Genomic DNA, 19,306 nt, shown 5'->3' with positions numbered 1-19,306 from the left:
TCGCAGGGCCGGGGTCGTGTCCGGGTAGCGGCCCGGGGGCTGCGCCGGAGGCCGGTGGCGTGCCCGGGGCCGCGCCGGAGATGGGTGAGGTGGGGTCGGACGGGCCCGGCTCACCCGGCCCGGAGGGCGTGGTGGGTGGGGGCGGCTGGTCGGTCATGAACCCTCCTCAGCATCGGCTGGAACGGCTCACGATCTTCCCGGGTGGGCGTCCGCACCGCAGCCCCGACCCGCCAGCCGATCGGGGGTGATCCGCGAGCGAAAAGGTCGGGAATTCGCTCAGGCGATGACGCGTACGTGTTCCGCCTGCGGGCCCTTCTGGCCCTGGGCGATCTCGAACTCCACCCGCTGGCCGTCGTCGAGCGCCTTGTAGCCGTCCATCTCGATCGCGGAGAAGTGGACGAACACGTCCTGACCGCCGTCGACGGCGATGAAGCCGTAGCCCTTTTCGGCGTTGAACCACTTCACGGAACCCTGTGCCACGGTGCACTTCCCTCACTCTTGCGCAGCGTTGCCTGCCCGGGCGCGCGGCACGGCCGGACGCCCTCGGACCACCGCCTCAGCGATCGACGACGGCCGCTGAAAGGGTGACCGAAATCGCACGCTACACGAGGAGTGACGGCCGCGCACGACCCCAAATCGGGCGTATTCCCGGGCGATCCGACCGGGCCCGGGGGCCGGACCGGAACGGGCCACGGACGACCGGTCCCGGCTCGCCGCCCGGCGGCCCGGCGGCGGGGCGGGGCACGCCCCGAGGCAGCTCCCGCCCCTGTGGTAGGCATGCAGACATGACCACCGATATCGGCTCAGCCGCCGTTCGGCAGGCCGAGATCCACCGGGTCCGGCCGGAGGACGCCGCCCGGATGCGGGCACTGCGCCTGGAGATGCTCGCCGACGCGCCCTTGGCCTTCCTGGAGACCGTGGCGGACGCGGCGGCCCGACCGCACCGCGAGTTCGCCGCGCGGGTGGCGTACACGTCGGCCGGCCCCCACAACGCGCAGTTCGTCGCGGACCCGGGCGGCCGTCTGGTCGGGCACGCCGGCGGCACGGTCGCGCCGAACGAGCCGGGGCTGACCGTCATCTACGCCGTGTACGTCACGCCGGCCTGGCGGGGCAGCGGGCTGCTCGGCGAGCTGATCGACGGGGTGGCCGCCTGGTCCCGGGCCTGCGGCCGACCGGAGCTGCTGCTGGAGGTGGTGGTAGGCAACGACCGCGCCTACCGGGCCTACCGGCGGCTGGGCTTCACCGACACCGGCGTGCGAGTCCCCCACCCCACGATCCCCGCCCTGAACGAACTACAGATGCGCCGAACAGCCTAGAAACAAGAGAACCCATCCCAAGGCAGAACCCCGGTGATGTCTAAAAGCCGGACGCGTCAGCGACGACCGCGTCCACGTGAGGGTTTCCGGGGCAGCCCGCCCCGCGCAGGGATCAAGCCTGACCGCCCGGAGCGGGGCGGGCTGCCCCGGAAACCCCCAACCGCAACCAAAGATCAGACGTGACGCCGCGACTGCACGATCCGGAACCGGTTGGCCACGTACGCCCCGTCCGTCAGCGCCGAGTTGGCCGCCGCGTTCGCCCCACTGCCGTGGAAGTCGGAGAACGCCGCCGACTGGTTGACGAAGACCCCGCCGGTGAGGTTGCAGGACAGGTGCACCCCGACCTCGACCGCCACCGCCTCGGTGGCGTCCAGCACCGCCTCGTCGGTGGAGTAGACCGCCGCCGTGAGCGCGCCCTTCTCCCCGACCGTCCGGCGCAGCAGTTCCAGGCTGTGGGCTGTGGAGTCGGTGGCGATGGCGAACGAGATCGGCCCGAACCACTCCCGGCCGTACGTCTCGGCGTCGTCCGCGCCCAGCTTCACGATGGTCGGGGTACGCACCACCGCGTCGGCGTACGCCGGGTGGGCCACGGCCCGTGACTCCAGGACCAGCTCACCCACCTTGGTGACCTCGGCCAGCCGGTCCAGCACCCCGTCGTTGACGATGGCGCCGGTCAGCTCGACGCCCCGGGCCGGGTCGGCGGTCAGCTTGCCGACCGCCGCGGCGATCCCGCCGGCCACCTCGTCGAAGCTCTTGTGGCCCTGGTCGGTCTCGATGCCACCGGCGGGGATGAGGATGTTCTGCGAGGTGGTGCACATCTGCCCGCTGTAGAGGGTCAGCGTGAAGCCGAGGTTGCGGCACATGCCGGCGAAGTCGTCGGTGGAGTCGATGACCACCGTGTTCAGGCCGGCCTTCTCGGTGTAGACCGACGCCTGCCGGGCGTGCGTCTCCAGCCAGTCGCCGTACTCGGTGGAGCCGGTGAAGTCGACGATCTTGACGGACCGGTGCAGGGCCAGGTCGCTGGCGAGCTTCTCACCGGGCGCCTCGGCCGCCAGCATGATCAGGTTCGGGTCGAAGCCGGCCTCGGCGAGCACCTCCCGGGCGTACTTCACCGTGACGGCCAGCGGCAGTACCGCGCGCGGGTGCGGCTTGACGATCACCGGGTTGCCGGTGACCAGCGAGGCGAACAGCCCGGGGTACGAGTTCCAGGTCGGGAAGGTGTTGCAGCCGATCACCAACGCCACCCCACGCGGGACCACGTGGAACGTCTTGGTCATCCGCAGCGGGTCGCCCTTGCCGGCGGCCTTCTCCCAGCCGGCCGTGCCGGGGTGCCGGGTCATCTCGGCGTACGCGTACGCCAGCGCCTCCAGCGCCCGGTCCAGCGCGTGCGCGCCGCCGGCCTGGAAGGCCATCACGAACGCCTGCCCGCTGGTGAACTGCACCGCGTTGGCCAGCTCGAAGATGTGCTTGTGCAGCCGGTCCAGGATCTCCAGGCAGACGCCCACGCGGGCCTGCGGGCCGGCGTCGCGCCAGACCGGGAGCGCGGCGGAGGCGGCGGCGATCAGCTCGTCGGTGCCGGCGTGCGGGTAACGCACCGCCAGCTCGACCCCGAACGGGCTCGTCTCGGTGGCGATCCGCTCGCCGGCGCCCGGCTGGTCGAGCGGAAAATCACCGCCGAGGTACGCCTCGAAGGCGGCCTTGCCGTCGGCGGCGGCGGTTTCGCCGTACACGCGGGGGCTGGGGGACTCGGGATAGGCGGACCAGTAGCCCCGCTCCGTGATCGCGGTCAGCGCTCGGTTGAGGGTGTCGGCGTGCCTGTCGTACAGGGGATGCGGGGTCTCCGTCATGCCAGCCATCATGCAACAGCCAGGTCCGCGAGCAGTAGGGGCGGATGCCAGACAGAGGTTCATGCCTGAGCCAGGTCCGCGAGCAGTAGCGCCGATACCCGTCAGAGGGTGAGCTGCCAGTTGTTCCAGGCGTCCACCGGGCGGAAGCCGAGCTGCTCGTTGATGGCCACCATGTAGCTGTTGCTGGCCGCGTTCCAGGTGTCGATGACGCGTACCGCCGGCTCGTGGGTGAGCAGGTGGTGCAGGTTCTCCGCCTTGGCGATCAGGCCCAGGCGGTGCCCACGGTGGGCCGGGTCGACGATGGTGATCTGCTGGAAGGCGTGCCAGTCGGCGGAGGCGCCCACGTCGAGCAGGGTCCAGGCGACCAACCGACCGGACGCTTCGTGCCGCATCCCGAGGTGGTAGCGCCGCCGGCCCCGGGCGTCCAACGCGCGCTCGTTGCCCCGGATGCGCTCGGCGTCCACCTGCTCCGGTTCCCACTGCACGTCACCCATCGGCGCGTCCATCAACAGCCGGCTGTCCAGGTAGGCGATGTCCGCCACGTACTCCTGCGGCGTGGTGCCCTGCCAGCAGACCGACCGGTAGCCCTCCGCCCGCGGCTTGGCCTCGGCGAGCGCCGCCCGCAGGGCGACCCGGTCGATGTCGGCGATCTCCAGCCGGCGTCGCACCTCGGCCAGGGCGGACTGCGCCCCGGTCGAGGCGGCGAACGCGTCGCCCGCCCCGGAACGGGCCGCACCGCCGGGCAGCGCGCGGACGGTCATCGCGACCACCCGCTTGCGGCCGTGCTGGCGCAGCAGACGCACCCCGTACTCGTGCAGTGCCCGGCCGACGCCGCGCCGCCGCAGCTCGGGACGCACCGTCAGCTCGGCGGTGGCGTTGTCGGTGTTGTCGAGCTGCGGCAGGTCGAGCTGGAGGTACCCGGCCGGCACACCGTCCAGCCGGGCCAGCGCCCAGAGCGATCGGGTGCCGGGTGCCGGCGTGTGGAACAGCGCGTCGAAGCGACGCCGGCAGAAGGGCGGGAAGTCCGGAAGGTCGACCTCGTTGGCCGCCACCCCGACCCGGTACGCCTCGTCGACCGCGGCCCGGTCGGCGCCGTCGAACGACGTGATGGTGATGCTCATGCCGGGGAGCCTGACAGGCGGAAAAGCGATGGGGCCAGCGAATTATTCGCTGGCCCCATCGGACGTGGTCGGGAGGGACACTCGCACAACGCCTCCGGCGTTGGGTCGCAAGAACTTCAAAAGTCTCCGGCGAAATGCCCTCCCGCACGGAGCATCTTGCGCCGTCCGGTTCCTGCCGTCAAGTCCAGACCGGCGGGTTTTCCATACTCACAGCGAAAACCCAGTTACTGGCCGGTGGGCCCGGCGCGGCCCCAGAGTCAGCCGAGGAGGCCGGCGTCGCGGGCGGCGCGAAGGCTGGGCTTGATGTGGTGGGTCGGGCCGACCTGACTGGCCACCGCGTCGATGGTCTTCAGGCCCTCGCCGGTGTTGAACACGACAGTCTCGGCCGTCGGGTCGAGCCGCCCGGACTCGACCAGCTTGCGCAGCACCGCCGCGGTCACCCCGCCCGCCGTCTCGGCGAAGACGCCTGTGGTGCGTGCGAGCTGGCGGATGCCGGCGCGGATCTCGTCGTCGTCGGCATACTCCATCCAACCGCCGGTGCGGCGGACCGCCTCCAGGGCGTAGAGGCCGGCGGCCGGGTCGCCGATGTTGAGCGACTTGGCGATGCCGGTGGGCTTGACCGGGGTGATCGTGTCCGTGTCGGCGTGCAGCGCGGCGGCGATCGGGTTGCAGCCGGCCGACTGGGCCCCGAAGACCTTCCAGCCGCCGGCCGGCGCCTCGACCAGGCCGATCTCGACCAGTTCGGAGAACGCCTTGTCAATCTTGGTGAGCAGCTCACCGCTGGCCATCGGGATGACCACCTGGGCCGGGATGCGCCAGCCGAGCTGCTCGGCCACCTCGTAGCCGAGGGTCTTGGAGCCCTCCGCGTAGTACGGCCGGACGTTCACGTTGACGAACGCCGTGTCCTCGAATTCGTCGGTCTCCACAAGCTCACCGCAGAGCCGGTTGACGTCGTCGTACGAACCGTCGATGGCGACCAGTTCGCCGCCGTACACGGCGGTGGTGATGACCTTGCCCTGCTCCAGGTCACTGGGGATGAAGACCACCGAGGGCACACCGGCGCGGGCGGCGTGCGCGGCCACCGAGTTGGCCAGGTTGCCGGTCGACGCGCAGGCGAACCGGGTGAAGCCGAGTGCCTTCGCGGCGGTCAGCGCCACCGAGACGACCCGGTCCTTGAACGAGTGGGTCGGGTTGGCGCTGTCGTCCTTGACCCACAGCGGTGCGGTGATGCCCAGCTCGGCGGCGAGGTGCGGGGCCGCCACCAGCGGGGTCAGCCCCGGGTCGAGGGTGACCCGGGTGGCCGGGTCCTGGCCGGCGGGCAGCAGCGCGGCGTACCGCCAGATGTTCTTCGGGCCCGCCTCGATCTGCTCCCGGGTGACCGTGGCCAGGGCCGCGGTGTCGTAGTCCACTTCGAGAGGGCCGAAACACTCGTAGCAGGCGTGCTGGGCGGCGAGCGGGTAGCGGGCCGAACAGGCGCGACAGACCAGGGCGCGGGCGGGGCTGGCGGAGGTGTCGATGCCGGAGGCGGCGAGCGTCGACGTCATGTCGAGAGTCCTCTCATCTTTCCCCGCATCGCACGGTGCGGCGGGGACGGAATTGGCACCTGCCCCGCGGGTCGCTCAGCGGTGAGCGCGCGGGGTGGTTGCCGGGGCGTCGTCGGGCCGTATCCCTCAGCCCCTCTGGATGAGGTATGCAGTTGTGCCGTCGAGTCTAGGCAACGTTGCCTGTCGCCTCCACCGGGTATCCCAGGGAGTGGGTCAGCGGGCGGCCACCGCCACCGGGTCGACCACCGCGGCCGGGTCGGTGACCGCGGTGGGTCGCGGCAGGGACGACGACCGGGTCCGTGCCCTGGTGGCGAGGTTCGCGGCGACCAGGGCGGCGATGGTGATCGCGGCGCCGACCAGCTCGATCGCCTCCGGCCGGTAGCCGCGGGCGATCTGCACGACGAAGGTGGTCACCGGGACCAGGTTCATGAACAGGGCGGCGTTGGCCGCGCCCAGCCGCTGCACGCCGGTGTTCCACGCCAGCACCGCGACGACGGCGGCGACGATCACGGCGTACGCCAACTGTGGGGTGACCGCCACGAGGTCGGCGGCGGCCGGCGCGTGCTGCCACCCGACGGCGTCGGCGCCGATGCTCGCGGCCAGCATGGCGGCCGTGCCGGCGAGCGCGGTCAGCGTGGTGAAGCGCAGCGGCGACCAGGCGCCGAACCGGCTGGCGCCGTGGGTGTAGATGCCCCAGCCGAGCACCGCGCCGATCATCATGAGCCCGCCGAGACCGAACTGGCCGAACCCGACAAGGCTCCCGCGGGTGATCACCAGGCCGACTCCGAGGAGCGCCACCAGGGAGAGGGCCAGCAGGAGCGGCTTCGGTCGTACGCCGTCCCGGGCCCACCGGACCAGCTGGGTGATGACCGGCGTGGTGGCCACGAAGAGGGAGATCTGCTGCGGGGCGGCGTGTTCGAGCGCCAGGTTGGTGAGCAGGTTGAAGCCGGCGAAGCCGACGACGCCGAGCACCACCACCTCGACTCCCCGACCGCCGAGCCGCAGCGCTGCGGGGCCCTCGCGGACCAGCAGGATGGCGACCAGGATGACTGTGGCGAACAGGTAGCGGGCGGTGGTCAGGTTGAGCGGATCGACCCGGCTCAGCGCGCTGGCCAGGATCGGGAACATCGCGCCCCAGGCGAGCACGGCGAGCAGCGGATAGGCGGCGGCGCGGGATCGCATCGGCAGCTCCCTTGTTCGAGTATTTTCGAACCAACGACACCGACCATAGGGTGTTGTTCGAGAGTTGTCGAACAAGGGTTACACTGGTCACATGGAGCCGCACGAACCCGACCTGACCGTCGTACCGGTCACCGCCGTGCTGGCCGCACTCGCCGACGACGTGCGGCTACAGATCGTGCGGGCGCTCGCCGAGGGTGGCGAGGCCGCGTGCGGCAGCTTCGACTTCGGCGTCTCGAAGGCGACCCGCAGTCACCACCTCAAGGTGCTGCGCGAGGCCGGCCTGACCCGGACCCGTGCCGCCGGCACGAGCCGCCTGGTCCGACTGCGCCGCGACGAGGTGGACAAGCTCTACCCCGGCCTGCTGGACGCGGTCCTCGCGCCTCGCCCTCCGGCCTGACGCCGCCGCCTTCGCCCGATCCGACCGACCTCGAACGACCCTCGACCGACCTCGACCGACCTCGAACGGGCGCGCGTCGCCGGAGCCGCCTCGTCGAGGCTCCGGCGACGCGCGGTACGGGTGCGGTCAGGCGGAAACCGGGGCGGGGTCGGTCACCGAGGCCGGTGGAGCGTCGGCGCGACGCCGGGCGAACAGCGCGTCGAGCGCCCAGGGGCCCGAGCCGAGCGCCGCGACCAGAAGGAACGACCAGCAGAAAAGCGCCGACAGCTCACCGCCGTTGCGCAGCGGAAGCAGGTCTTCGGGCTGATGGACCACGAAATAGGCGTACGCCATCGAGCCGGAGGCGAGAAGCGCGGCGGGCCGGGTGAAGAGCCCGGCCAGCACCAGCGCGCCGCAGATCAGTTGGATCAGCGCGGCCCACCAGCCCGGCCAGGAGCCGAACGGTATCGCCGAGCCGGTCATCGGGTTGCCGCCGAACAACCCGAAGATCGAGGACAGGCCGTGCAGCATGAACAGCAGGCCGGTCACGATGCGGAACAGGGACAGGGTCGGCCCGCCGAGCCGAGAGACGTTCATGGAGACCTCCATCGAAGGGGACAGATCTCTTCAATGGTGGGACATGAATGTATCGAAGTTAATAAATTCCTTGCTAGTGGGAAGATCCCCGCTCGGAACATATCGCCCGTGTGGGAGCGCTCCCGCCCAGAACGTACCGCCAGCCGAGGTGGCCGTACAGCCTGTCGAGCTGCCCGCAGCGCCTGTCGAGCTGCCCCACGTGTGGGGCGTAGAGCCCACCGCGCCCTGAGCGCGGCGATGCCGGCGGGCCGCTCTGGTCATCCGGCGTGCCGAACAACGCCATCACGCCCAGACGAAGTGCCCCGTCGGCTGACGCACGAACGATGATCCACTCCGTATCGCCGACATGGGGCTTTCCACGTCGCGGGATACCGCCACGTCGGCGGAGTGGGGGTGGATCACCGGTCCGCCGTGGAGCGGTAGGCCGGCGGGTCGCACGAGAGCGGGCCAGGGCGAGCTGCGGGGCCGGGCGGCGGTGGGACGCCCGCGTGGGCGAGGATCGGCGGATGATCTCCCTCGGCACGGCAGCACGGCGACGGGCCAGCGCGGTGGTCGCGGTGGCCGCAGTAGCTCTCCTGCTCGCCGCCTGCACACCCGGCGACCATCGGGGCCAGGGTGGTGATCCCACGGGCCGGCCACCGACCACGCCCGGCACGACCCCGTCGGCGAGCGCCGAGCCGGTCGCCGAGTGCCCGGCCTCCGGCGTTCGGATCCGGTCCACCGGTGGGGACGCGGCGATGGGGCTGCGCGCGCTCGGCCTGGAACTGGTCAACTGCGGCGACCGCCCCTACCGGCTCAACGGCTACCCGGCGGTGTGGGTCCTGAACGAGCAGCGCAAGCCGATCATCCTGCGGGTGGTGAACGGGGCGAAGGAGATCACCTCGGGCTTCGATCAGCCGCCGCAGCCGGTCACGCTGCGCAAGGGCGAGAGGGCCGTCGCCACAGTCCTCTGGCGCAACCTGGTCACCGATTCGACAGTGGTGGCCACCGCCGGGGCGTACCTGACGGTCGCGCCCGCCGCCGGTCAGCCGGCCGAGGAGGTCGACCCGGACGGCCCGATCGACGTGGGCAACACGGGCCGGATCGGCGTCAGCGCCTGGCGGAAGGCTACGACGTGATGTCCTTGCGGGTGAACCGCCAGAACGCCAACCCCCAGAACAGCGTCGCGTAGCTGATCGCGGAGATGCAGCCGCGTACCACGTCGTCGGTCTGCACCGGCGTGGAGAGCAGCCCCAGCCAGGCGGTGCTGAAGTGGGTGGGCAGGAAGTCGCGCAGGCCCCCCAGGGCGGTGATCTGGTCCAGGATGCTGGACAGGATCCAGAGCAGGACCGCTCCGCCGACCGCGCCGAGCGCGGCGTCCGTCGTCACCGACAGCAGGAACGCCAGGCCGGCCACCACCAGGAGTACGACCGCCAGATAGCCGAGCACGGCCAGCAGTCGGAGCAGCCCCTCGGTCGGCTCCAGCTCGGCGGCGACCGTGCTGCGCAGTGGCGACCAGCCGTAGCGCAGGGTCCCGGCGAGCAGGGCGGTGCCGGCCAGCAGCAGCAGGGCCAGCCCCGAGTACGCGAGCGCGACCACCAGCTTCACCGTGAGCAGCCGGGCCCGGGGCACCGGGATCGCGAGCAGGTAGCGCAGGCTGCCCCAGCTCGCCTCGCTGGCCACCGTGTCGCCGCAGAACAGCGCGACGACCACGACCAGCAGGAACGACGCCGACACGAAGATCGAGAAGAGGGTGAAGTTGAGCCCGCCGGAGGTGGCCAGGTCGACCAGGCTGGCGAACTCGTTGTTGCCGTTGTCGTCGTCGCCACCCGAGTTGAACTGGAAGGCGACCAGGATGATCAGCGGCAGCAGCACCATGAACCCGAGCGCCAGCTGGGTCCGCCGCCGCGCCGCCTGCCGGCGGAACTCCGCCGCGAACGGCATGGTGGCCGAGGGTCGGTAGCCCCGGGCCGCACCGGCCGGGTCGGTGACGCCCACCGGCGCCTCGACGGGAGATCCAGCCATCACCGGTCACCGCTTCCCCGAGAGTTCTCGCCCACCAGGGCGAGGAACGCGTCCTCCAGGCGCCGCCGGGGCACCACCCGGTCCACCCCGATGCCGGCGCGCACCAGCTCCGCCACCACCTCGCTGCGGGCCGTGCCGTTGGTGTCGACCACCAGTTGGCCGTCGCTCTCCGGCAGCACCCGTACGCCGTGCAGCCGGTCCAGCACCGCCCGCGCCGCCACCGGATCGGTGACGTCGAACAGCACGCTCGGCGACTCGCCGACGATCTCCTGCACCGGCCCGGACGCCACGATCCGGCCCTTGTTCACCACCACGGCGTGCGTGCAGGTCTGCTCCACCTCGGCCAGCAGGTGGCTGGAGACCAGCACCGCGCGGCCGTCGGTGGCGTACCGCTGGAGGACCCGGCGCATCTCGGCGATCTGCGGCGGGTCGAGCCCGTCGGTCGGCTCGTCCAGCACCAGCAGCTCGGGAAGGCCGAGCATGGCCTGGGCGATGGCGAGCCGCTGGCGCATGCCGTGGCTGTAATTCTTGATCTTTCGGTGTACCGAGTCGCCCAGCCCGGCGATCTCCAGGGCCGCGTCGAAGTGCGCGTCCTCGGCCGGCCGTCCGGTGGCCTTCCAGTACGCCTTCAGGTTGTCGAGACCGGACAGGTGCGGCAGGAAGCCGGGCCCCTCCACCAGCGCGCCGATCCGGGACAGCACCGGCGAGCCGGGCACCAGCCGACGACCGAAGACGTAGATCTCCCCAGCGGTCGGCTGGGTCAGCCCCATCAGCACCCGCAGGGTGGTGGTCTTGCCGGCGCCGTTCGGCCCCAGCAGACCCACCACCTGACCGGGGTGCACCTCGAAGTCCACGTTCGACACCGCGACGAAGCCGTCCGCGTACTCCTTGCGCAGCGCGCGCACGGCCAGCGGGGTGTCCGCGTACTCCGGATGCACCGAGCGGTCCTGGCGGCGGTGCCGGCGGCGGACCACGGCCACGACTACGACGAGCCCGATCACGATGGCGGCGAGCAGGCCGGCGAGCACCCAGCGCCAGAGCGTCGCCGCGGTGGGGATCGGCTCCCCGCTGACCGTGGGCAGGCTGACCGCGCCGTCCGCGGCCACCGTGTAGACGGTCGGCTCGGCGGGCGTGGTGTACGCCTGGTCGGAGCTGGCCACCACCAGTCGCAGCCGGTGCCCGGCCTCGACGCGGCGGACGATCCCGGGCAGCGTCACGGTGACCGGGCGGGCGTCCTGCACCCGCTGCGGCAGGCCGGTGAGCCGGACCGGGGCGACCAGCCCGTTCGGCAGCGTGGCCGCGCCCTCGGGGTCGACGTCGTAGAGCTTGACGAAGAGCACCGCCTCCCCGGTCGGCGAGGCGGCCCGCACGGTGACGGTGGGTGCGCCCGCCACGTCCACCGCCTCGGTCAGCGGCGCCGACTCGAAGCGCGCGTGCTGGCCGGGCACGTCGCCGGCCACCCCGTCCAGCAGCGAGGTGAGGCCACCGGCGAAGGGGATCGAGGAGATGGCGGCCGGGTTGCCGTTCGGCGGGTTCGCGATCGGCTGCGCCGGACCGGCGACAGTCACCTCCCGGCGGGCGTTGCCGGCCAGGCCCGGATAGTCGGCGCGGCGGAAACCGGTGGCGACCAGGCCCCGGTCGAGCGCGTCGAAGCCGGCGATCCGCGACCAGGTGAAGTCGTCGCCGGGCGCGTCCCCCTCGCCCTTGACGTAGTGGTCGAGCCACTGGACGGTCAGGAACTTCACCCGGTCTTCGTCCGAGCGGGGTCCACTGCCACCGTCGTGCCCCCCGGTGAACCAGGCGACCCGGACCGGGGTGCCGGCGGCGGCGATGCCCTTCGCGTTCGCGTCCGCCTCACCGAGCGGAAAGAGGGTGTCCGCCTCACCCTGCACCAGCAGGGTGGGGGCCTTGATCCGGTCCAGCACGCCCGCCGGGCTGGACCGGCGCAGCAGGTCCACGGCGGCCTGGTCGGCGCGGCCGGCGGTGGCGATCCGCAGGTACGCGGCGCACACGTCGGCGGCGAATCGCCCGCAGGACGGGTCGGCGGCGCCGGCCGGGGCTCCACCGGGAGCCGTGCCCGGGCCCTCGCCCGGCCCCGGGCTGGGCGGGCCGGCCGATGCCGGCGCCCCCTCGGGCTGGGCTGCGGTCGCCCCGGAGAGCCCGGCCGGGCCACTGCCCACGTTGCCGCCCCCACCGAAGAAGAGACCCGCCCAGCCCTTCTTGAACACGCCCTCGGTCGGTGCCGCACCGGTGCTCTCCGGCAGGAACGCCCGGGACAGGTCATTCCAGGTGATCATGGGGACGATCGCGTCCACCCGACGGTCCTGGGCGGCCAGCAGCAGCGCCAACCCGCCGCCGTACGAGCCGCCGACCACGCCGACCTTCGGATCGCCGGGGGCGTCGGTGCGCACCTCGGGCCGGGCGGCCAGCCAATCCAGCAGCCGCTCGGCGTCGCGCACCTCGTAGTCCGGGTTGTCCAGGTGGATCTCGCCGCCGCTGCGGCCGAAGCCCCGCGCGGTCCAGGTGAGCACCGCGTAGCCGCGCCCGGCGAACTCCTCGGCGTCCGAGCGCACCGACTCCTTGGTCCCGCCGAACCCGTGCGCCAGCAGCACCGCCGGCACCTTCCGACCGGACGACGCCCCGGTCGGGAGGTAGAGGGTCGTGTCCAGGTCGACGGGCTGGTCTCCGGACGGTCCGGAGCGGACGGTGAGCATCGCGCTCTGGGTGCGTACGCCCGATTTCCGCGGCCACACCGCCCAACCGACGGCGGCCGCCAGCAGCACAACGACCGCCGCCGCGGCGATCGCGCGGCGGCGGGTGGGCAGGGCACGCCGGAACCACGCGGCCGGCGACGGCGATCTCATGCGGCACACGGTACGGGCCGCAGGCTGAGCGTTGGCTGAGATCCGCCGTACGTCCGTCCGGTTGCTCCGATCGGTGATCCATCCCGGTGCGACCGCGCATCCTCCGGCGCGGCCGGGTGAGTTGAGTTCGGATCCCGTGAATTCCGATCTTCCGCGGATATCCCCATCGATCCCTTCATGTCACACGCATCGACGGGACACAGCGTGCTCGGAACCCCGACGAACGGTGACATCGCTCGAACTGACGCAAAACTGACTCACCGGCAACCGGTCGGCCCCCACAGGGTTCGGTTAGTTTTCCGGTCCGGTGGACGGGACTTGTCGGCGAGCCCGACGCCGCGCTGTTCCCCCGCCCGACGCCGGAGGAGACACACCATGACAGTCCCCGCGCCGCGGGCCCGTCGACGGACGTCCATGCTGGGCCGGTCGTTGCCGCTGCTGCTCATCGTCGCGCTGCTGGCGCCGGTGGGGCTGCTCTTCGCATCCACCTGGCGGCAGACCGGCGACGATCGGAGCCTGGCCGACCGCGAACGGCTCGGCGTGCAGTACCTGCGCGCCCTGGCCCCGGTCACCGAGGCGCTTGTGGAAGCCCAGTCCGCGGCCGTCGCCGGACGCCCCGTCCCGGGCGAGCCGCTGAGCCGCGCCGTCGAGCAGGCCGCCACGGTGGACGCCCGCATCGGCGGGCAACTGCGCAGCCAGGAACGGTGGGCCGGGCTACGGGCCAAGGTGGAGGCGCTGCGCGACCGCAGCCCCGCCGACCCGGAGGCCGCCTACACCGCGTACGGCGAGGTCACCGACCTGCTGCTCGCCCTGCACCGCAAGATCCGGGAGAGCTCGGGACTGGGCCGTGACCCGGGCGCCGACTCGTTCTTCCTGCAGGACAGCGCCGGCGAGGAGCTGCCCGAGGCGGTGGTGGGCGCCGGCCGGCTCGCCGACCTGGGCGCGCTCGCCACCCGACGACCGGCCGCCGAACGGGCCCGCAGCCTCATGGAGCTGACCGGTATGCGGGTGTCCGCCCTGTCGCCGGCCGGGGACGTGGTCGACAACCTGCGCTCCGCCGTGGACAGCTCGGAGAGCACCGACCTGGGCGCCAACGTGCTGACCCCGCTGGACGCCTATCAGCGGTCGGTGGAGGCGCTGGCCCTGTACTCGACCCCGAGCGCCACCGGCACCATCGACCAGGGCCAACTGACCGCTGCCGCACTCAACTCGCGCAACGCCGCGCGGCAGCTCCAGCCGGTCATCCTCGGCGAGCTGGACGCCCTGCTCACCGAGCGGATCGACGGGCTGGCCCGGGACCGCTGGGTGGCCGCCGGTGCGGGCGTGGCAGCCGCCCTGCTGCTGGCCTGGCTCGCCGCAATGCTGATCGCCGCCGGTCGACGCGCACGTCGGCGGGCCGCCACGTCGGACGCCGGCACCCCCGCCAGCCCGCCGCCCGGCGACCCCTGGCAACCGCCAGCCCCGACCAGCCAACCGGCCGATCCTCGTCCGCTGCAACCGGTCGGCGCGGCCCACGAGCCGATCCTCGCGCAGTGGGGGCCGTTCGATGCTTCTCGGTAGGCTTCGGATCCGCGGAAAGCTCGCGTTGCTCGTGGTGATCCCCCTGCTCAGCATGGTCGGCCTCGCGGTGCCCGTGGTGCTGGACCGGGTGGCCGCCGCGCAACGCGCCGCCGACATCACCGAGCAGGTGCGGCTCGCCAGCCGGGTCGGCAGCCTCGTCCAGGACCTGCAACAGGAACGCATCCTGTCGGTCGGCTACCTCCTCGGCCGGGTCGAACGCTCCGAGCTGGTCCGCAAGGCCGCCGACGTGGACGACCGGGTGGCCGACCTGCGGGCCGACGGCGGCGACGCGCTGACCGAGCGGGTCGACCACGCGCTCAGCGGGGTGTCCAGCCTCATCGACCTGCGGACGGCCGTGCTGGCCCGAGCCGCGAACCCCGGCCAGGTGATGGACGCGTTCGGCCCGGTCAACCGGGGGTTGATCGAATCGCTGCGGCTGGTCTTCAGCGTGGACACCGAGACGTTGCCGGGCCGCCAGGTGCTCGCCCTGGACGGGCTGCTGCGCGCCGACGAGGGCCTGGGCGCCTGCGCCACCCTGAGCATCCTGGTCAAGGCGATCGGCAGCCCGGACACCACCGCCGGGTACGTGGCGTGCATCGCCGCCCTCCAGGTCGACAACCTGCGCTTCCGCACCCTGATCACGCCCGAGCAGCTCAAGGTGGCCCAGCTCAACGACGCGGCGGTGGCCGCGCGTACCAGCCCCGACTTCCTGATCACCAGCGCCCGGGACCCGGCCGCCGCGGTCCGCGACGTGCCGATGGACGCGCTCTTTCCGGCCGTCCGCACGATGATCCAGCTCGGCCAGTTCGTCGAGAAGAAGCTCGTCGCCGACGTTCTCGCCGAGGTGAAGGCCGACCAGCGGCGGGCGCTGACCGCCGCGTACCTGGTGGGTGCCGCGGCGGCGTTGATCCTGGCGCTGGTGGTGCTGCTCAGCGTGGCGGTCGCGCGGACGGTGGCCCGACCGCTGAGCCAGCTCACCCGCTCCGCCGACCGGGTCGCCCGGGTCGCCGAGGCCGAGCTGGTCCGGGTCACCGACGACGAGACGGAGCACGTCCAGTCGGTCCGGTTGGAGCCGGTGGTCATCCGGTCCAACGACGAGATCGGTGACCTGGCCCGGGCCTTCGACCGGGTGCAGAACACCGCGGCCCAGCTGGTCGAGCGGCAGGTCGCCGGCCGGCGCAACGTGGCGCAGATGTTCGGCCACGTCGGGCGGCGTACGCAGAATCTGGTGAGCCGCCAGCTCGCGCTGATCGACCGGCTGGAGCAGCAGGAGGCCGACGCGGGCCGCCTGGAGCACCTGTACCGGCTCGACCACATCTCCAGCCGGCTGCGGCGCAACGCCGGCAGCCTGGTGGTGCTCTCCGGCTCGGCCGGCGCCGACGCGCACACCGCGCCGGTGCCGCTGGCCGACGTGGTCCGGCTGGCGCTCGGCGAGATCGAGGACTACACCCGCGTCGAGGTGCAGGTGCCGGCGGGCATCGCCGCCGCTCCGGCGGTCGTCGGTGACCTCGTCCTGGCGCTGGCCGAGCTGATGGAGAACGCGACAGTCTTCTCCCCGCCGCACACCCGGGTGCTGGTGGCCGGCGAGACGTCCGGGCGGGGTGCCCGGATCACGGTGGTGGACAACGGCATCGGCATGAGCGAGCAGCGACTGGCCGAGGAGAACGCCCGGCTCACCCGGCGCGAACGTCTCGACCTGGCGCCGACCGAGGTGCTCGGTCTCTTCGTGGTGGGCCGGCTGGCCCGCCGCCACGGCTGGGAGGTGAGCCTCGCCGCCACCGTGGGCGGCGGGGTGACCGCGCAGGTGGAGATCCCGCAGACGTCGCTGGTGCTGCGCCGCGCCGACCGGGCCGGGGCGACGGTCGCCCGGGCAGCCGTGCCGGACCGGGGCCGACGGCCGGCTCTCGACTCCGCCCGCGAAGCCCGCTCCCGCGCCGCCGTCGCGGCACCGGCCGGATTCGACACGGACCTGCTCAGTCGGGCCACCCGCAGCCTGGAGTCGGGCCAGTCCTGGGACGCGTTCGGCGCTCGGGAACCGGTCGACACCGGCGTTTCCGCCGCTACGGCACAGGGTCCAGCCGCCACCGCGGAAAGCCCGGCGACGGCGGCGCCGGGTCCGACCGCCGGCCCCCGGGTCCGGCAGCGGGTGCCCGGAGCCAGCCTCCCCGCCACCGCCGCGCCGACCCGGCCGGTCGACGCCACCGGCGGCGACCCGGACGCCGCTCGCGCGCTGGTCGAGGCGTTCCAGTCCGGCGTACGCAGGGCCGAGCTGAGCGTGCCGCCGGCCGCCGGCCGCCCGGTCGGGCAGTGGTCGATGCGCACAGCCACCGAGCCGGCCACCAGCGCCGGCCCCACGCTGGCGGATCCGAGCGAGACCGTCGACCTGCCCGCCACCCCGGGCGGCCTCGGCCCCACGGTGGCGGACACCGCCGGACTCACCCGGGGCCGTCCCCGACTGAGCCGCCGGGTGCCCGGCGCTAACCTCACGGTCTCCCCACCCTGCCAGCCGTTCAGCCCGCACCCCGGGGACCCGGCCGAGGTACGCGACCTCATCACCGAGTTCGAGGCGGGCGTCGCCCGTGCTCTCCGCGAAGTCAGCCCAGACCGTCGGAACGAAGAAGGATCATCACGGTGACCAGCCCCTTCCTGCACGACAACGTCGACCACCAGAGCCAGCCCGGCGCCGTCGGGGACCTCAGTCCCGAAGCGCGCACGTTCAACTGGCTGTTGGACTCCTTCACCTCCAGCACGGCCGGGGTGCTGGAGGCGATCGCGGTCTCCTCGGACGGGCTGCTGATGGCCATGTCGGCGATCAAGGACCGCTCCAACGCGGAGCGGCTGGCCGCCGTGGTCTCCGGCATGACCAGCCTCGCCGGTGGCGCGGCCAGCTGGTACGCGCTCGGCGGCCTGAACCGGGTGATCGTCGACATGGCCGACGGCTATCTGCTGATCAGCGCGATCAGCAGTGGCTCCGTGCTCGGCGTCGTCGCCGACCGGTCGGCGAACCTGGGCACCGTCGCGTACGAGATGACGCTCTTTGCCGGTCGGGCCGGTGGTGCGCTGACCCCGCGACTGATCGTCGAGCTGAAGAACGCCGTCCAGCAGTGACCCCCGACGTCGCCGGCGAGGACCCGGACCCGGAGCCCGGGACCCGGATCCGCCCCTACCTGCGCACGCCGCACCCGGGTGGGGGCGGCGCTCCGGCGGCGCCAGAGCCGCAGCAGGGCGGTGGCGGTCCGACAGGTCCGCGGCCGTTCGTGCTCACCTCCGGGCGGGTGGCCGGCGCGGATCCGGCGATCGGGCTGGAGACGCAGGTGACCCTGCGCCCGGACGGCGGCCGGTGGACCGACCCACCGGTCGGCCTGCTGGCGCCGGAACTCCAGGCGATCATCGCGCTCTGCGCCGAGCCGATCTCGGTGGCCGAACTCTCCGCCCGGACCCGGCTGCAGTTCGGCGTGACCCGGGTCCTGGTCGGCGACCTGCGGGCCGCCGGGCACCTGGACGTGCACGTCACCGACGCCAACGACGCCTTCGACCCCGACCTCATCCTGCGAGTGATTGATGGACTTCGTGCGATCTCCTGAATGGCCGGGCGTCCCGATCGGAGGGCTCGCCGGCAACAGCGCCACCGCCCGCTACAGCATGGCCCCGGGGACTCCTCCGGCGCTCGGGCGGGCCGCGCCGCCGCCGGCGGGGCCGCCACCGCCGTACCGGCCACCGGCCGACGCCGGGCCGACCAACCGGCCACCTGCGGCGCCACCCGTGCCGGTCAAGATTCTCGTCGCCGGCGGGTTCGGCGTGGGCAAGACCACCACGGTCGGGGCGATCTCCGAGATCGCGCCGCTGACCACCGAGGCCGAGATGACCAGCGCCGGGATCGGCGTGGACGACCCGGGCGTACGGTCGAGCAAGACCACCACGACGGTGGCGATGGATTTTGGTTGCGTGACAATCGACCGCAGTCTGAAGCTCTACCTGTTCGGCACCCCTGGGCAGGCACGGTTCGGTTTCATGTGGGACGACCTGGCCCGGGGTGCGCTCGGCGCGCTGGTGGTGGTCGACAGCTCCCGGCTGGACGACTGTTTCCCGGCGATCGACTTCTTCGAGCGGGCCGGGTTGCCGTTCGTGGTCGGGGTCAACGCGTTCGACGGGCGACTGGCCCTGGAACTTGGCGAGATCCGGTGGGCGCTCGCCATCGGCGATCATGTTCCCCTGGTGCAGTTCGACGCCCGGGACCGGCTCTCGGTGCGGGACGCCCTGCTGGTCGTCCTGGACCGGGCGTTGGACCGGGCCACCCGGGACAGGAAGGCCTGAGTCGACCGGCTCCGGCCGTGGCGGGAAGGGGTGATCTGTGAGGGGCGACCTGGACGAGACGCTGGCCCGGTTGGCCCGGCGCGAGGAGGCGCTGCGCCGGCGGGTCACCGATCGGGACGACACCGCGCCACCGCCGGGCCCGACCGCTGGGCAGGGCGCCGCCACGGGTGGGCGCAACGCCGGGCCCGCCCGGCACGATGGGCGGCACGCGGAACGGGAGAGCCCCGGCGACGTCGTCGGGTGGGGTCCGGTCGAGGAGGTGGCCGAGGCGGTCCGCCAGGTCGTCGGCGCACACCCGGGCCTGGCGGTGACCGTCCGCGTCGAGCACGACGGTCGGACGTACCCGCTGCGGGTCTCCTGGGACGGCCCGGACGTCACGGTCGGCCCGGAGCTGCCGGTGCAACCCCCGCCGTCCTGGCCGCTGTCCGGTCGGACGGTGCCGGCGTGGGCACCCGGCCCGGACGGGTTGACCCCGGACCCGGCGGCCCGTCTGGCTGAGCTGATCCGGCGGGATCCGTCGCTGCTGGATGAGTTGGATCCGCGGCGCTGACCGCCCCGACGAGCTGACGGCGGCTACGGTC

Annotated in this window: 17 protein-coding genes and 1 riboswitch; of the genes, 9 read left to right on the top strand and 8 right to left on the bottom strand. The window is 72.8% G+C overall.

Annotation, left to right across the window (positions count from 1 at the left end; genetic code table 11):
* Positions 1-276: 276 nt before the first annotated feature.
* Positions 277-480, bottom strand: a complete 204-nt coding sequence (locus tag ABZU53_RS06995; RefSeq protein ID WP_088950422.1) for a cold-shock protein — start codon at positions 478-480, stop codon at positions 277-279.
* A 305-nt stretch (positions 481-785) separates the two neighbouring features.
* Here ABZU53_RS06995 and ABZU53_RS06990 point away from each other — a divergent pair, with 305 nt between their 5' ends.
* Entirely contained in the window at positions 786-1,316 is a 531-nt protein-coding gene (locus ABZU53_RS06990) for a GNAT family N-acetyltransferase (protein WP_354861453.1), read from the top strand.
* A gap of 173 nt (positions 1,317-1,489) precedes the next feature.
* Here ABZU53_RS06990 and paaN read toward each other — a convergent pair whose 3' ends face one another.
* The 4 genes from paaN to ABZU53_RS06970 form a co-directional block, all read right to left on the bottom strand.
* Positions 1,490-3,163, bottom strand: coding sequence for a phenylacetic acid degradation protein PaaN (paaN, locus tag ABZU53_RS06985; RefSeq protein ID WP_355064437.1), 1,674 nt, complete (start codon positions 3,161-3,163; stop codon positions 1,490-1,492).
* Between the two features lie 101 nt (positions 3,164-3,264).
* Positions 3,265-4,284, bottom strand: a complete 1,020-nt coding sequence (locus ABZU53_RS06980) for a GNAT family N-acetyltransferase (protein WP_355064435.1) — start codon at positions 4,282-4,284, stop codon at positions 3,265-3,267.
* A 257-nt stretch (positions 4,285-4,541) separates the two neighbouring features.
* Complete coding sequence (thrC, locus tag ABZU53_RS06975; protein WP_355064433.1) at positions 4,542-5,828, bottom strand: threonine synthase; 1,287 nt, start codon at positions 5,826-5,828, stop codon at positions 4,542-4,544.
* Positions 5,829-5,838: 10 nt separating this feature from the next.
* Positions 5,839-5,974, bottom strand: a riboswitch (SAM riboswitch).
* 67 nt (positions 5,975-6,041) lie between these two features.
* Positions 6,042-7,010 carry a DMT family transporter gene (locus ABZU53_RS06970; RefSeq protein WP_355064431.1) on the bottom strand — a complete coding sequence of 323 codons (969 nt, stop codon included), beginning with the start codon at positions 7,008-7,010 and terminating at the stop codon, positions 6,042-6,044.
* Positions 7,011-7,101: 91 nt separating this feature from the next.
* On the opposite strand from ABZU53_RS06970, the gene ABZU53_RS06965 reads away from it, so the two are divergent.
* On the top strand, positions 7,102-7,407 hold the full coding sequence (locus tag ABZU53_RS06965; RefSeq protein WP_355064429.1) for a metalloregulator ArsR/SmtB family transcription factor: 306 nt from the start codon (positions 7,102-7,104) through the stop codon (positions 7,405-7,407).
* A gap of 126 nt (positions 7,408-7,533) precedes the next feature.
* Here the strand turns inward: ABZU53_RS06965 and ABZU53_RS06960 are convergent, their stop codons facing one another.
* Positions 7,534-7,983, bottom strand: a complete 450-nt coding sequence (locus tag ABZU53_RS06960; protein WP_355064427.1) for a DoxX family protein — start codon at positions 7,981-7,983, stop codon at positions 7,534-7,536.
* Between the two features lie 506 nt (positions 7,984-8,489).
* On the opposite strand from ABZU53_RS06960, the gene ABZU53_RS06955 reads away from it, so the two are divergent.
* On the top strand, positions 8,490-9,101 hold the full coding sequence (locus ABZU53_RS06955) for a DUF4232 domain-containing protein (protein ID WP_355064425.1): 612 nt from the start codon (positions 8,490-8,492) through the stop codon (positions 9,099-9,101).
* Here the strand turns inward: ABZU53_RS06955 and ABZU53_RS06950 are convergent.
* On the bottom strand, positions 9,091-9,987 hold the full coding sequence (locus tag ABZU53_RS06950; RefSeq protein ID WP_355064423.1) for an ABC transporter permease subunit: 897 nt from the start codon (positions 9,985-9,987) through the stop codon (positions 9,091-9,093). The two genes, ABZU53_RS06955 and ABZU53_RS06950, sit on opposite strands and share 11 nt — an antisense overlap.
* On the bottom strand, positions 9,987-12,851 hold the full coding sequence (locus ABZU53_RS06945) for an alpha/beta fold hydrolase (protein ID WP_355064421.1): 2,865 nt from the start codon (positions 12,849-12,851) through the stop codon (positions 9,987-9,989). Before ABZU53_RS06945 ends, ABZU53_RS06950 begins: the two co-directional genes overlap by 1 nt.
* A gap of 375 nt (positions 12,852-13,226) precedes the next feature.
* On the opposite strand from ABZU53_RS06945, the gene ABZU53_RS06940 reads away from it, so the two are divergent.
* Genes ABZU53_RS06940 through ABZU53_RS06915 form a run of 6 tightly spaced genes read left to right on the top strand, consistent with a single transcriptional unit; the run spans position 13,227 to position 19,275 of the window.
* Complete coding sequence (locus ABZU53_RS06940) at positions 13,227-14,411, top strand: hypothetical protein (protein ID WP_355064419.1); 1,185 nt, start codon at positions 13,227-13,229, stop codon at positions 14,409-14,411.
* A gap of 34 nt (positions 14,412-14,445) precedes the next feature.
* Positions 14,446-17,046, top strand: coding sequence for a nitrate- and nitrite sensing domain-containing protein (locus ABZU53_RS06935; RefSeq protein ID WP_355064417.1), 2,601 nt, complete (start codon positions 14,446-14,448; stop codon positions 17,044-17,046).
* Entirely contained in the window at positions 17,043-17,519 is a 477-nt protein-coding gene (locus tag ABZU53_RS06930; RefSeq protein WP_007465863.1) for a roadblock/LC7 domain-containing protein, read from the top strand. Before ABZU53_RS06935 ends, ABZU53_RS06930 begins: the two co-directional genes overlap by 4 nt.
* Entirely contained in the window at positions 17,516-17,995 is a 480-nt protein-coding gene (locus ABZU53_RS06925) for a DUF742 domain-containing protein (protein WP_355064415.1), read from the top strand. The genes ABZU53_RS06930 and ABZU53_RS06925 overlap by 4 nt, the downstream gene beginning before the upstream one ends.
* Positions 17,973-18,725: an ATP/GTP-binding protein gene (locus ABZU53_RS06920; protein WP_355064413.1), complete on the top strand. Its 753-nt coding sequence runs from the start codon at positions 17,973-17,975 to the stop codon at positions 18,723-18,725. Before ABZU53_RS06925 ends, ABZU53_RS06920 begins: the two co-directional genes overlap by 23 nt.
* Positions 18,726-18,762: 37 nt before the next feature.
* Positions 18,763-19,275 carry a hypothetical protein gene (locus ABZU53_RS06915; protein WP_355064411.1) on the top strand — a complete coding sequence of 171 codons (513 nt, stop codon included), beginning with the start codon at positions 18,763-18,765 and terminating at the stop codon, positions 19,273-19,275.
* Positions 19,276-19,306 lie beyond the last annotated feature (31 nt).

This window comes from Micromonospora sp. NPDC005194, assembly GCF_040608335.1.
GTDB lineage: Bacteria > Actinomycetota > Actinomycetes > Mycobacteriales > Micromonosporaceae > Micromonospora.
This window is presented reverse-complemented; position numbering and strand designations above follow the sequence as displayed.